The sequence below is a fragment of the Bradyrhizobium sp. SYSU BS000235 genome, from assembly GCF_049747295.1.
Taxonomy (GTDB): Bacteria; Pseudomonadota; Alphaproteobacteria; order Rhizobiales; family Xanthobacteraceae; genus Afipia.
In genome coordinates, this window is record NZ_JBMHJM010000001.1 from 4,847,042 (window position 1) to 4,860,263 (window position 13,222).

Annotated in this window: 10 protein-coding genes; 7 read left to right on the forward strand and 3 right to left on the reverse strand. The window is 59.5% G+C overall.

Annotation, left to right across the window (positions count from 1 at the left end; translation table 11 throughout):
- The first annotated feature begins 178 nt into the window (after window positions 1-178).
- The gene (locus ACP0KA_RS22840) at window positions 179-1,843 is read left to right on the forward strand and encodes a phospholipase C (RefSeq protein WP_424630996.1); all 1,665 of its coding nucleotides are present in this window, start codon (window positions 179-181) and stop codon (window positions 1,841-1,843) included.
- Between the two features lie 225 nt (window positions 1,844-2,068).
- Here ACP0KA_RS22840 and ACP0KA_RS22845 read toward each other — a convergent pair whose 3' ends face one another.
- Window positions 2,069-4,096, reverse strand: a complete 2,028-nt coding sequence (locus tag ACP0KA_RS22845; protein WP_424630997.1) for a serine hydrolase — start codon at window positions 4,094-4,096, stop codon at window positions 2,069-2,071.
- Window positions 4,097-4,493: 397 nt separating this feature from the next.
- On the opposite strand from ACP0KA_RS22845, the gene ACP0KA_RS22850 reads away from it, so the two are divergent.
- Window positions 4,494-4,835 carry a phasin family protein gene (locus ACP0KA_RS22850; RefSeq protein ID WP_424630998.1) on the forward strand — a complete coding sequence of 114 codons (342 nt, stop codon included), beginning with the start codon at window positions 4,494-4,496 and terminating at the stop codon, window positions 4,833-4,835.
- A 128-nt stretch (window positions 4,836-4,963) separates the two neighbouring features.
- Here ACP0KA_RS22850 and ACP0KA_RS22855 read toward each other — a convergent pair whose 3' ends face one another.
- A complete protein-coding gene (locus ACP0KA_RS22855; RefSeq protein WP_424630999.1) occupies window positions 4,964-6,343 on the reverse strand; it encodes a pilus assembly protein TadG-related protein in 1,380 nt (459 codons plus the stop codon).
- A 654-nt stretch (window positions 6,344-6,997) separates the two neighbouring features.
- Between ACP0KA_RS22855 and clpS the strand changes: the two genes are divergently transcribed.
- Both clpS and clpA read left to right on the forward strand, forming a co-directional pair.
- The gene (clpS, locus tag ACP0KA_RS22860; RefSeq protein WP_424631693.1) at window positions 6,998-7,330 is read left to right on the forward strand and encodes an ATP-dependent Clp protease adapter ClpS; all 333 of its coding nucleotides are present in this window, start codon (window positions 6,998-7,000) and stop codon (window positions 7,328-7,330) included.
- Between the two features lie 141 nt (window positions 7,331-7,471).
- On the forward strand, window positions 7,472-9,871 hold the full coding sequence (clpA, locus tag ACP0KA_RS22865) for an ATP-dependent Clp protease ATP-binding subunit ClpA (RefSeq protein ID WP_424631000.1): 2,400 nt from the start codon (window positions 7,472-7,474) through the stop codon (window positions 9,869-9,871).
- Between the two features lie 74 nt (window positions 9,872-9,945).
- On the opposite strand, the gene ACP0KA_RS22870 is transcribed toward clpA, so the two are convergent.
- Window positions 9,946-10,317: a hypothetical protein gene (locus tag ACP0KA_RS22870; RefSeq protein WP_424631001.1), complete on the reverse strand. Its 372-nt coding sequence runs from the start codon at window positions 10,315-10,317 to the stop codon at window positions 9,946-9,948.
- 305 nt (window positions 10,318-10,622) lie between these two features.
- Between ACP0KA_RS22870 and ACP0KA_RS22875 the strand changes: the two genes are divergently transcribed.
- From ACP0KA_RS22875 to ACP0KA_RS22885, 3 genes are all read left to right on the forward strand, one after another.
- Entirely contained in the window at window positions 10,623-11,669 is a 1,047-nt protein-coding gene (locus ACP0KA_RS22875; RefSeq protein WP_424631694.1) for a transglycosylase SLT domain-containing protein, read from the forward strand.
- Between the two features lie 461 nt (window positions 11,670-12,130).
- On the forward strand, window positions 12,131-12,871 hold the full coding sequence (locus ACP0KA_RS22880) for an AzlC family ABC transporter permease (RefSeq protein ID WP_424631002.1): 741 nt from the start codon (window positions 12,131-12,133) through the stop codon (window positions 12,869-12,871).
- Window positions 12,868-13,212, forward strand: a complete 345-nt coding sequence (locus ACP0KA_RS22885; protein ID WP_424631003.1) for an AzlD domain-containing protein — start codon at window positions 12,868-12,870, stop codon at window positions 13,210-13,212. The genes ACP0KA_RS22880 and ACP0KA_RS22885 overlap by 4 nt, the downstream gene beginning before the upstream one ends.
- The last annotated feature ends 10 nt before the right edge of the window (window positions 13,213-13,222 follow it).

Consider the following 13,222-nt stretch of genomic DNA (forward strand, 5'->3'; position numbering starts at 1 on the left):
AGAGGCGACGATCGATACATTTTATATCGTGAAGCGATTGAATTGGACTCTTGTGCTGCGTTGTCTGGTGAAGAGGCGGGCATGGAAGTGGTTAGACGTAAAACAGACACAGGGCCGTCATTGACGCTGCTTATCTGTCCCGGCGCGCACTACGCACTCCTTTTTGCTCTGGGACAAAATGAAAAATCTGAAGTTCAAATCCACTTTGCTCTCTACCGCTGCATTCCTTGCTGTTGCGGCGACTGTCACGACCATCGGTCCAGTCTCCGCTCAAAACACCAACAACGTCACCGCCGCCGTCGACGCATTGCCGACGAAAACCCCGATCAAGCACCTCGTCGTGATCTTCAACGAGAACGTGTCGTTCGATCACTACTTCGGCACGTATCCGCGTGCCTCGAACGTGGAAGGCGAGCCAGCTTTCGTGGCCGCCAAACCGACCCCGGTCAGCATCAATAATTATTTGAGCCGCCCGACACTGCTCACCAACAATCCCAATCTGAATCCGCTGAACGGCGCGGGCGCGTCCAACCCATTCCGTCTCGACCGCTCGCAAGCCATGACCGCCGATCAGGCGCACGGCTTGGGCGCCGAGCAGAAAGCCTATGACGCCGGCAAGGCCGACCTGTTTCCGCTGAACACCGGCAAGGGGACCGCCGGCGGCGCCGGCACGTTCGGCACCACCGGCCAGGTGATGGGCTATTACGACGGCAACACCGTCACCGCTTACTGGAATTATGCTCAGAACTACGCCATGAGCGATAACGCCTATAGCGACCAGTTCGGCCCATCGACCCCCGGCGCGATCAACCTGTTCGCTGGCAGCACCAATGGTTTCGTCAAAGTCATCGGCAGCAGCGGCCTGCTCGCCGACGGGCAGGGTGGTTTCACGCTGACCGGCGATACCGATCCCGCCGGCGACGTCTGCTCGAGCACGACCGCGACGGTGAAGTCGACGGCGAATAACATCGGCGATCTCTTGAACGCCGCGAAAGTGCCGTGGGGCTCGTTCGTCGGAGGCTTCAACCTGCAGACCGTCAATGCCAACGGCACCACCGGTTGCAAGCGCAGCACCCGTAGTCCGGTGGTCGGCACCCAGGGCGACTACATTCCGCACCACATCTGGTTCCAGTATTTCGATTCCACGGCCAATCCGAGCCACGCTCGTCCGGCCTCGGTGCAGTCGATCGGGCTTACCAACAGCGCCGGCAGCAACACGAAGGATCCAGCCAACCATGCCTATGACCTCGACGATTTCTTCGCGGCGGTTGGGCAGGGCAATTATCCGGCGGTCTCCTTCGTCAAGCTGCTTGCCGTGCAGGATGGTCACCCGAGCAACTCCAGCCCGCTCGACGAGCAGACCGGCGTTGTCCAGCTGATCAATTTCCTGCAGGCACAGGGCGAGTGGGAGTCCACCGCCGTGATCATTGCCTATGACGACTCCGACGGCTGGTACGACCATCAGATGGCGCCGATCACGCACGGTTCGTTCTCGCCGTCCGATGCATTGAACGGCGCCGGCAATTGCGGCACTCCGGGCCTCACCCCGGTACCGACCGGCCTCAAGGGCTTGCCGGTCAAGGGGCGCTGCGGTCCCGGCACACGCCAGCCGTTCCTGGTGATCTCGCCCTACGCGAAAAAGAACTACGTCAGCCATGTGCTGATTTCGCAGGCCTCGATCCCGAAATTCATCGAAGACAATTGGCTGAACGGCCGGCGTCTCGGCGGCGGCTCCTTCGATGCCACGACCGGTTCGATCGTGGACATGTTCGACTTCCGTAGCGCGAGCAATTCGCAGAAGCTGATCCTCGATCCGACCCTCGGCACCGTGGTCAACAACTGAGAGTGAGTTTGATCAATCGCACCATCGTGCGGTTCCTCGGCGTCGGCCTTAGGGCCGGCGCCGTATTCGGGTGCAATCTGGACGGCGTGGTTTTCGCGGCACCCGCGTAGTCGGAGTCCAGAGTTCGCTGCACGGAACACGCAAGCAAAATCGGCCCAACTCACCAACTCGTCTTCGCTATCACGGCAGCAGACCGTTGATGTCAACCGAAGCAGGTGATCGCCATCAGTTCCTGATGGCGATGCAGGAAATTTCCGAGCGCTTCAGCGAGCGGCATGCGGCTTCAGCCGAATTCTGGCTGAGGCCCGCGAAGCGTGCGCGATAGAACGTTTTGCTGCCCTTCGAGACAGCCTCGGTGAACGGATCAGCGTCGGTCAGCAGCTTGCTGGCGCCGCGTGCGGTATCCAGGCGCTGACGAGCTTCGCTTTCGCTGTCGAGCGCGCCGACCTGGATGATCCAGCCGCTACGCACAACAGGTTTGGCAGGCGCGGGGCTTGGCTGTGCGACACGTGCCGGCTGCTGGGCGGGCTGCAGAGAGGTCTGCTGCTGAAGCGGCTGTTGTTGTTGGGGTTGGATCGTGCCGGTCTGGAGGGCCGCAGCCTGAGCCGCGAGAGTCGTTGGGGGGGCGCCGCGTGCAGGATCGGCAGGGGCCGCGGAGTGAGAGGGATGAACCGGCGCGCCGATGACGACTTGGCCAATTCCATTGTTGGTGGTTGGCGGAGCGGGAAGCGGTGCGGGGAATTCGGTTCGTGACTGGGCGGAGGCGACGGCCCATGGCTCAGAGCGACCTGGCTCGGAGCGGACTTCGGTCTTGCTCTCGGCCTTTGCGTCCATTCTGGCGTCGGTCTTGGCCGCAGCGGCGCGAAGCAGGGCAGCCCGTGCGGCCTCGGCCATGTCAGGCTTAGCAATGTCAGGCTTGGCTGGCATCGGAGCAGGATTGGTTGCGACTGGCGCCGGCACCGGAGCGTTCGGCGCGGCCGATGCGACCTTGGTTTGTCCCATGCGCACCTGAACCGTCTTCACGCGGACGGGCGTCATCGGCTCGGCAGAACCTGGAATGGCGCCGAACGACTGGGGTGAAATGACGCCGCTGGTGAGCGGAGCGGGAGCGGGCTTCTCGTTCTGAGCTTCGACCTGCGGAGCCGCTACAGGTTGGGCGGACGGTATGGGCGCGCGCGGTGTCGGCAGCGGAACGGGATCCGAGGTGGCTGCGGCCAGTTGCATGCCGCCTTGGGCTTGAGCAATCGGAGCAGGACGCGCTTGCGTGCGGGTGTTCACATCATCGTCGTCGTTTTCGGCGTCGTTGCTGCGCGCATCTGCGATTCTGGTTTCGCTGCTGCCACGTTCGGTGATGGCGGCAACGGTGCGGCGGGTCGCCCCTTCGTCGACATGTTCGGCGAGCAGGTTGCGCATGATGGCGTCGCGCGAACCGGCGCTGCGTCCGCCCATCACCACGCCGACCAGGAAGCGATTACCGCGCTTCATGGACGTCACGAGGTTGAAGCCGGACGAACGTGTGTAACCGGTCTTGATTCCGTCGACGCCTTCAACACGTCCGAGAAGGTGGTTATGGTTTCGGATCACCTTGCCGCGGTAAGTGAAAGCGGCCGTCGAGAAGTAGCGATAGTACTTCGGGAAGCGATCCTGGATCGCGCGGCCCAGCGTCGACTGATCGCGCGCAGTGGTAATCTGGGCGTCGTCGGGCAGACCGGATGCGTTCACGTACACGGTCTTGCTCATGCCGAGGGCGCGCGCTTTGCGCGTCATCATCTTGGCGAACTCATCTTCGCTTCCGCCGAGGGCTTCCGCGATTACGACCGCCGCGTCGTTGGCGGAGCGGGTGACGAGACCCTTGATGGCGTCCTCGACGCGAATGGTCTGGCCGGGGCGAAGCCCGAGTTTTGTCGGGGCTTGCTCGGAGGCGTGTTCCGAAACGTCCATCGGCGTGTCGAGCCTGATCTTGCCGCTCTCAAGGCGCTCGAACAGCATGTAGAGCGTCATGATCTTGGTGAGCGACGCAGGATGGCGCAAACCGTCGGCGCTGCTGGCCTGCAGTGTGGCACCGGAATTGGCGTCGACGATGATCGAAGAGAAGGCTGGGCTATAGCTCGATACGGCGGCGCGATGATGCCGGTGACGACGACGCGCATCGGCGGTATTGGTGGTGGCCATCACCGCCACCGAGATCGTGGCAACGCCGAGCAGGCACAGACGAAGCGTGCGTGATGACGCTGACGATTTGACCCCAAGCATAGATTTCCCCGTCCGATTCCCTGTTTATTCGCCCCGTTCTGAGGCCAAATTTGGTCCGGTTTGGCCCGAATTTCGGGGCAAAGACGGCCCATGCGAGATTGTGGCTCGGTGCTTTATCGCAGCGTTCTTTGCGATGCGGCTAAGGCTTTGGAGCTACGGTGCTTTTCGCGCCCCTTCTGAGAGCGCGATACAGCACAAGGAATCAAAGTAGGTCGGCCGGGTTTCCAAAAAGTTAAGTAACCGTTTCGGGAACCTGGGAGATTTGTCTCAGATTTAAGTCAGTTGTGCGACGCACAAGATTCTTGACGTTTATTGTGCGTTGCACTATATATGGAGTGTGGTTAGGGAGCCGGGATCCCCGGCAGGTCATTCCATCAAGTCTGGGAAAGGAAATACTGTGGTTAAAGTTGAAGAGCTTCAGCAGTACGGCAAAGAACAGTTCGATGCCGCCGTGGCGTCTGCCAATACCTTCTCGAGCGGGTTTCAGGCGATCGCGACCGCTTACAGCGACTACACCAAGAAGTCGTTTGAAGACACCAAGTCCTTTGTCGAGAAGCTTTCGGGCGTGAAGTCGTTCGACAAGGCTCTCGAAGCGCAGTCGGAATATGCCAAGACCTCTTACGAGACCTTCGTTGCGGAATCGCAGAAGATCGGCGAGCTCTACAGCGACCTGGCCAAGCAGGCTTACAAGCCTTTCGAAGGCCTCGTTGCCAAGATGACTCCGGCAGCTACTCACTAACGTACTAAAATTCGTTCGACGGCTCTCTGCCAGAAGAACAAAGCCCGGCCTTTCGGCCGGGCTTTTTTGTTTTTGTGTTCAGCGTCCGTCAGGCATCGGAGAATTGCTGGACGCTTTCGCTGTCGCGATTACTTCGCGATGCGCAGCTTGTTCAGAGAGGCGCCAATCTCGTTGAATGCCGCGGCCATATCCGACGTGGAGGTCGACAGAAAGTATTTGCCGCCATTGACGGCGCAGTCCTGCAAAACTTGAGACGTCTTGTCGTGGCCGGTGTTGACCTGAATGGTGTAGACCATCGTCGAACCGCCATTCCAAGCTTTAATATTCTGGCAGAGCAGTTCCTGGCGATCGTCAATTCTCGACTGCGTGCTGTACCATCGGTCCTGCGTATTCATGCCGTCCGAGAGCAGGATAATCACATCGGTATATTTATAGTTTGAATCCTTCGCCGGCGCGGGAAACGGGACTGTTGCGTCCAATTGAAGACTCATCCACGCGTGGTGCAAGCCGATGGCCTGGTTGGTGTTTCCGTTCGCTTTCAGGTTGTTGATCTTGCCCTTGATGGTGGTGTCGTCTGTGGAATCGTCGGCCTCCTTCGTGGTGTAGAGCGAGATCATCGGCAGGAGCGACGACGAGCAATCGGTGTAGTTTTGAGCCATGTACAAAGTGCCGGGTGTTTTAATGTTCGGCGACGTGTTCAGGGCGTCGTAGTTTACGTTCGGATCCTTGTCCCGGTCCCATACGCACCCTTTCCACTGGCTGACATTGTTAGCGACCCAGGTTTTTTTCGCATTCACACATGCGCTCTTCGTCTTGTACGACGGTGCGTTTTGGCAGCTGCCGTACGTGGTGTCCCAGTCGAGCCAGCTGGCGTTCTGATACGTTTTTCCGACGTTAACCATCACGTTGAAGGGAATAATGGACAGATAAACGTCGTCTTTGCTTTTGGCGGTCGACTTCAGCGTATCGACCAATTGCTTGGCCGCCGTCTTCATCGCGTCAAGCTTGCCGTCATCGTTCATCGAGCCCGTGATATCCAGCCCCATGGCGACCCGCAGCCTGGTGTTGCCCCAAACCACCGTGGACGAACTTGAGAAGTCCATCTTGTTCATGTTGGCAAGCTTCATGAACTCGGTCGGTATCGAGCCTGTGCCGTCCACTACGAGTTTATAGCCATCGGTCGCGTTGTAGGTATAGGTCGTCTTGATGTCGATGTTCTGCGCTCCAGGGAAAGTGTAAAGCGCGTTGAAGTATTTTTTGGCGAGGGCTGATACGTCGGATGAGCTCTGACCGGTTATGGTTTTGGAAAGCATAAGGGCTGTGGAATCCAGCGCTTCCTGCATGGCAGTCCGCGCCGCATTGGCACGGGTGTAATCGATCGCGCCGCCGGCAAACAGCAGGAGCGGCACCATCGAAAAAGCAAATATCACCGCGACGTTGCCGCCTTTGGCGCTGCGGAAATTTGCAGCGCGTCGCAGGATCCGATTCAAAAGCAATGCGTCACTCATAGTTTCACCGGAGGATGTGGTTCTGCCTCATGGCTAATGGGGAGGCATGAAGAGGTCGTAAAATGCGGTGATGAAACACGGGGGTGACGCTCGGCTCGGGCGCTGCAGGGCATGCAATGCGGTTTCATCGTAAAGAAGACGTTGAGGGACTATTGTTAATTGTCCCAAATTCCGGGCGGCATGCGGGAGGCGTGTTGCGGGGAGCACAAGCGCGGCAAACTTGCCGAGAGCGCGGCATTTGGAAAGGTTTTGCGTCGGAACGGTGCGCGGCGGCTCGCGGCAAATTTCGCCAATTTTGCCGCCAATCTGGATAAATTGCCCGGCATACGGCTCAATCCGGCCGCGGTCTGCCGAACGCGCTTAATGCAATCTGAACCAGATGAGGACGACTTCCGATCAATTGAACCGGCTCCGCTAACCAATAGGAGTAAGATGACCGCTCCTCAACACGCCGTTTTGGCACTTCGGTCATGCTTGCAGGCTGGGCGATAGCGACCCATATTGTGGAGGGTGACTTGGGGAGATTTGCCGCCCCGGTCATGCTTTTCCTGGGGAATTTTGACTTTCCAAGCCATGCTGAACGCGCATTTACAACTGGAACCGGTGGTGGCACCCCAAATGCCAGCCAGAAAACACGTGGAGTTCGCTCCGCGGATGAGCAAGGACGATGATCGGTCCGATGGACCGCCCGGTCCCGGCACGTCGGTCATCACGAAAGTCAAGCCGAAGACGAAACGTCCGAACCTGTATCGCGTTTTGATTCTGAACGACGACTACACGCCGATGGAGTTCGTCGTTCATGTTTTAGAAAAGTTCTTCAATAAGGACATTGAAGCTGCGACCAAGATTATGTTGCATGTTCATCATCACGGGATCGGCGAGTGCGGGGTATTTACCTACGAGATCGCCGAGACCAAAGTTACGCAGGTCATGGATTTTGCGCGCAAGCACCAACATCCTTTGCAATGCGTGATGGAAAAGAAGTAACCTCGTACGGGTGGGGAACCCGAACAGTCGTGTCAGGTGACAGTTGAAACGAGCGACGGATTGACTGGCCAGCAAAGCGACCCATCTAAGTTCTAGAGTTGAGTTCTAAAGTGAATTGGCGGGGGCCATTAAGGGACGCGAATGCCGACTTTTTCTCAGAGCCTTGAACAATCCCTGCACCGCGCACTTGCAATCGCAAATGAGCGTCATCATCAGTACGCGACACTGGAGCATCTCCTGCTGTCGCTGATTGATGACTCGGACGCAGCTGCGGTCATGCGTGCGTGCAGCGTTGATCTCGACAAGCTGCGCGGCAGTCTGGTCAACTACCTCGAAACAGAATTTGAAAATCTCGTTGCGGACGGCTCGGATGATGCCAAGCCGACGGCTGGTTTCCAGCGCGTGGTGCAGCGTGCAGTGATCCATGTGCAGTCCTCGGGCCGCGAGGAAGTCACAGGTGCAAACGTGTTGATCGCGATCTTCGCGGAGCGCGAGAGCCATGCGGCTTACTTCCTGCAGGAGCAGGATATGACCCGCTACGATGCGGTCAACTACATCAGCCATGGCATTGCCAAGCGTCCGGGTGTCTCCGAGGCGCGTCCGGTGCGTGGTGTCGATGAAGAAGCCGATACCAAGGGCGGCGACGACTCCAAGAAGAAGGGGGAGGCGCTCGAGACCTATTGCGTCAACCTCAACAAGAAGGCGCGTGACGGCAAGATCGATCCGGTCATCGGCCGCAACGCGGAAATCAACCGTGCCATCCAGGTGCTGTGCCGCCGTCAGAAGAACAATCCGTTGTTCGTCGGTGAAGCCGGCGTCGGCAAGACCGCAATCGCTGAGGGACTTGCCAAGCGCATCGTGGATAGCGATGTGCCGGAGGTGCTCTCTGCCGCGACGGTGTTCTCGCTCGACATGGGCACGCTGCTCGCGGGAACCCGCTATCGGGGCGATTTCGAAGAGCGCTTGAAGCAGGTCATCAAGGAACTGGAAGCGCATCCGAATGCGATCCTGTTTATCGATGAAATTCACACGGTGATCGGCGCGGGAGCGACCTCCGGCGGCGCGATGGATGCATCGAATTTGCTGAAGCCGGCTCTGGCTTCGGGCGGCATTCGCTGCATGGGCTCGACCACCTACAAGGAATACCGCCAGCACTTTGAGAAGGATCGCGCGCTGGTGCGCCGGTTCCAGAAGATCGACGTCAACGAGCCGTCGGTGGAAGATGCGATCGGTATCCTGAAGGGCCTCAAGCCGTACTTCGAGGACTATCACAAGCTGAAATACACCAACGACGCCATCGAGGCGGCGGTGAATTTGTCGGCGCGCTACATCCATGACCGCAAACTGCCGGACAAGGCGATCGACGTGATCGACGAATCCGGTGCGGCGCAGATGCTGGTGCCCGAGAACAAGCGCAAGAAGACCATCGGCATCAAGGAAATCGAGACCACCATTGCGACGATGGCGCGCATTCCGCCGAAGTCGGTGTCGAAGGACGATGCCGAGGTGCTGAAGCATCTCGAGACGACGCTGAAGCGCACGGTGTTCGGGCAGGACAAGGCCATCGAGGCGTTATCGGCTTCGATCAAGCTTGCCCGCGCGGGCCTGCGTGAACCTGAGAAGCCGATCGGCTGCTACCTGTTCTCCGGTCCGACCGGCGTCGGCAAGACCGAGGTTGCCAAGCAGCTGGCCGCGTCGCTCGGTGTCGAACTCATCCGCTTCGACATGTCGGAGTACATGGAGCGTCACACGGTCTCGCGCCTGATCGGCGCACCTCCGGGCTATGTCGGCTTCGATCAGGGCGGCTTGCTCACGGACGGCGTGGACCAGCATCCGCACTCGGTCGTGCTGCTCGACGAAATCGAGAAGGCACACCCGGATCTTTACAATGTGCTGCTGCAGATCATGGATCACGGCAAGCTGACCGACCACAACGGCAAGTCGGTCAACTTCCGTAACGTCATCCTGATCATGACCACCAACGCGGGTGCGGCTGATCTGGCTCGCCAGGCGTTCGGCTTCACGCGCTCGAAGCGGGAAGGCGACGATCACGAGGCGATCAATCGTCAGTTCGCGCCTGAGTTCCGCAACCGTCTCGATGCGATTGTATCGTTCGGTCATCTCAACACCGATGTCATCGGCATGGTGGTCGAGAAGTTCGTGCTGCAGCTCGAGGCCCAGCTTGCGGATCGCGACGTGACGATCGAACTGTCGGAGCCTGCGAAGTCGTGGCTGATCAAGGAAGGCTACGACGAGCAGATGGGGGCGCGGCCGATGGCCCGTGTCATCCAGGAGCACATCAAGAAGCCGCTGGCCGACGAAGTGCTGTTCGGCAAGCTCAAGGGCGGCGGTCATGTTCGCGTCATCCTCGTCAAGGACGAGGCGGTTGCGGACAAGGAGAAGATCGGCTTCGAGTTCGTCGAGGGCCCGGTCACGCCGAAACCCGAGAAGCTGCCGGGCGCGCGCAAGCGTGCAGCCCCGCGCAAGCCGAAAGGGGACGATGGACCGAAAGGGCCGGCCAAGCCGCTCGCGAAGGTCTAAGCGTCTCGTCTGGAAATCAAAAACCCGGCAATCGCAAGATTGCCGGGTTTTTTGTTGGGGGATGCCAACAGAGATCAAAGACGTTTGAGGGCCGTGACGATTGCGGCGAACTTCTCATTGATGAGATGAGAAGCGTGATGAGCCACGGTCACGGCGGCACCGGCAGCCAGTGCGGCAACGATCACGTATTGCGCCGTGAGGAGTGCGATCAACGGTTTGATCACGCCGCGCGTGACGGGCCGGAAGCGGGCGGGCGCTTCTCGTTGCGCTTGAGGAGCAAGATCCCGCGTGATCTCGTTGATATCAGGCGCGGATACGTTGTCGGTTTCCACGTCTGCAGTTTCAGCCGGAGAGCGGCGATTCATATCCTCGTCGAAGAGAGCGTCGTGCTCCGCGTCGAGGACGATATTTGTCGGCAGGTACATCAGTCCGCTGGATACGATCACGAGACACAATCCGATGATTTACTAATCGCTAACCCTAGTGCGTTGGGTGGAACCGCGCCATGCGGCGTGATGGAAAGACATTTTTAAGGTAAACGCAGCCGGTGCGGCGGATGGACCGCCAAGGCGCTCGACCATTTGATCAGGACAGTCAACCACGCCTCACTGCCATCGGTACTTTAAGCCCGCCTGCGCGCTGCGGCCTTGTGCCTACACATTTGTCGCCAACTTCTGGGCTATAGAGGAGTGCAACACGGTGGTGTTCCATGACCTGGCATGTGCGGCTTGCGGTTGTTGTGGCAATCGCGATGAGCGTTTCCATCGCGTGGGCTGACGACGACAAGCCCGCGACGGCACCAGTTGCGCCGCCGGCCGCGACATCGGATTCTTCCAAGCCTGCTGAAGTACCAAAGCCAGCGGATGAATCTCAGCCCGCAGAGGTATCCAAACCAGCAGCGTCCAAGCCCGCGTCGGATGGTCAATCAGCGCCTCAGTCCAAAACGCCCGCGGAAAGTGCGCCGGCGCCACCGCCCGCAAAAGATGCGAAGAACGTCGATACCCGCGAAGCCATGTGCCTGATGATCGAGTCGGCGGCTTCCGCGCACGGATTGCCGTTGGAGTTCTTTGCGCGCGTCATCTGGCAGGAGAGCCGATTTCAGCCCGATGCCGTCGGACCGATGACGCGCAACGGCCAGCGCGCGCAGGGCGTGGCGCAATTCATGCCCGGTACCGCGAGCGAACGGCGTTTGCTCGATCCATTCGACCCGGTGCAGGCGCTGCCGAAGTCAGCGGAGTTTCTCGCTGAGTTGAAGGAGCAGTTCGGCAATCTCGGGCTCGCTGCCGCGGCCTATAATGCCGGTCCCCGTCGTGTGCAGGAATGGATCGCGGGGACGGGATACATGCCCTCTGAGACGCGCAACTACGTCTATGCCATTACCGGATCGACGGTGGAAGAATGGTCGGCGGCCGGCCGAAACGGGATTGCAAAAGAGCGTAAGCCCCCCGCGGGCTGTCGCGAGTTGATGGCCATGCTCAAGACCGCGCCAAACCCGTTCATTGCCGAGCTTGAACATCGTGTGGTGCTGGGCGCCGCCATGCCATGGGGCGTTCAGCTTGCGGCAGGCTTCTCGCGCGACAACGCGCTGGCGATGTACGCGCGATCGATGAAACATCTCAGCTCGATCATCGGCGATCGCGATCCGAGCCTCATCAGCTCGATCTTCCGCAGCCGCGGCACGCGGCCGTTCTACCAGGTGCGGATCGGAACAGATACGCGACCTGCCGCCAACGATCTCTGCAACCAGATCAGGCGGGCAGGGCAGGCCTGCATTGTCCTCAAAAACGGACGCGGCTGAGCAGTCTGCTTTGAATTGCGCACGTTTCTCGCGCGAGGGTTAACGCGGGAGGTTTCATGCGGCATTTGAGAAAACCAATAAAATCAGGCATTTCTTGCAGTCGGAAGCGGACTGTTATCGTCAATGAAGTCCTAATTCGATTGTGCCAATTCACCGCCGGATTTTCATTAAGTTTTACGTAACACTTTTCCAATCACCTGATCCGGCGACTGAATGGTTGAGATCATTCACGGTTGGAGCAGGGACATGACGTTCGTTTTTATCGGTTGCGGGCTGCTCGTGTTGTGCCTTTGCGCGACGATGTGCCCGTCGGCGCGTGAGCCATCCATTTGAATGTTTGGCGATTGCAGCTCTGCATTGGTCGGAGCCCTGCATCACGCAAATAGCGGCTCGCGTCCCTTGACGGCGAGGTAAAATCGGCCGCGTGATGGAATTCATTCGACTCACCGGTTTCTCTTTCCTTGGCGCTTCCACCCCTCGATTCATCAGATTGGCATAGCGGGTCCAGAGCATTCCTGCTCGGCGCACGCTCGGCGATGTCGTCGATTCTGGCGCTGGTCCTGTTCGGAACCTTCATCGGGATCGGTGCCTTTGCGCATGATTCCGGGTTCACACTGGGCTGGGTCGTCGCCAGTACGGTCCTGGTGTGGGCGGGACCGGCACAGGTCATCTTGATTTCCACCTCCCACGCGGGAGCCACGCTATTTGAGTCCGCGCTCGCGGTGACCTTGAGTGCGATCCGGCTGCTGCCGATGGTGGTATCGGTCCTGCCGATGCTGCGCTCGCCAAAGACGAAAATGCGCAATTTGATCCTGCCTGCGCATCTCGTGGCGGTCACCGTCTGGGTGGAAAGTTTTCGCCTTTTGCCGCATGTGCCGCGGGAACGCCGCATCCTGTTCACCAATGGGCTTGGGTGCACGCTCGTTGCGCTGAGCGTGATCGCGACCGTGCTCGGCTATGGTCTGGCGGCGAACCTGCCGCCGATCCTGGCTGCCGCGGTGCTGGCACTGACGCCGCTGACGTTCCTGCTTTCGACCGCGCGCAACGCTCGCCAAACGGTGGACAAGCTCGCGCTCGCGCTCGGTCTTGCTCTCTATCCGCTGGTCTCGATGATGCAGACCGGTGTCGACATCCTGATTTCGGGGTTGGCTGCCGGCAGCATCGCCTTCGGCGTTCATCTGGTCCGGAAGCGCATCGCATGAGTGAGCTGTTTGGAAGCCCTCAGGCGATCGTGCTGCTGCTGGTGGCAGGCTTCCTGTCGAATGACATCTGGCGATTTTTGGGCTTGCTGATCGGCGGCGGGATCGATGAGAAGTCCGAACTTCTCGTCTGGGTGAGGGCGGTCGCCGCCGCCATTCTGGCGGGAGTCATTGCGCAGATCATGATCACTCCGCCCGGCGCACTGGCGAGCGTGCCGGGCAGTGTCCGTTTTGGCGCGATGGTCGTCGGCTTTGCGGCTTATCTGGTGGCGCGCAAATCGGTTTTCGCAGGCGTGGTCGCCGGCGAGATCGTCGTGCTTGCAGGAAAATGGTGGCTTGGTTAGCCTCTCTCCA

What these genes read in the sequence shown, in the direction of transcription:
- ACP0KA_RS22855 (WP_424630999.1), bottom strand. Translation starts at nt 6,343, where the DNA reads ATGAGTGACGCATTGCTTTTGAATCGGATCCTGCGACGCGCTGCAAAT.
- clpS (WP_424631693.1), top strand. Translation starts at nt 6,998, where the DNA reads ATGAGCAAGGACGATGATCGGTCCGATGGACCGCCCGGTCCCGGCACG.
- ACP0KA_RS22845 (WP_424630997.1), bottom strand. Translation starts at nt 4,096, where the DNA reads ATGCTTGGGGTCAAATCGTCAGCGTCATCACGCACGCTTCGTCTGTGC.
- ACP0KA_RS22840 (WP_424630996.1), top strand. Translation starts at nt 179, where the DNA reads ATGAAAAATCTGAAGTTCAAATCCACTTTGCTCTCTACCGCTGCATTC.
- ACP0KA_RS22885 (WP_424631003.1), top strand. Translation starts at nt 12,868, where the DNA reads ATGAGTGAGCTGTTTGGAAGCCCTCAGGCGATCGTGCTGCTGCTGGTG.
- clpA (WP_424631000.1), top strand. Translation starts at nt 7,472, where the DNA reads ATGCCGACTTTTTCTCAGAGCCTTGAACAATCCCTGCACCGCGCACTT.
- ACP0KA_RS22875 (WP_424631694.1), top strand. Translation starts at nt 10,623, where the DNA reads ATGAGCGTTTCCATCGCGTGGGCTGACGACGACAAGCCCGCGACGGCA.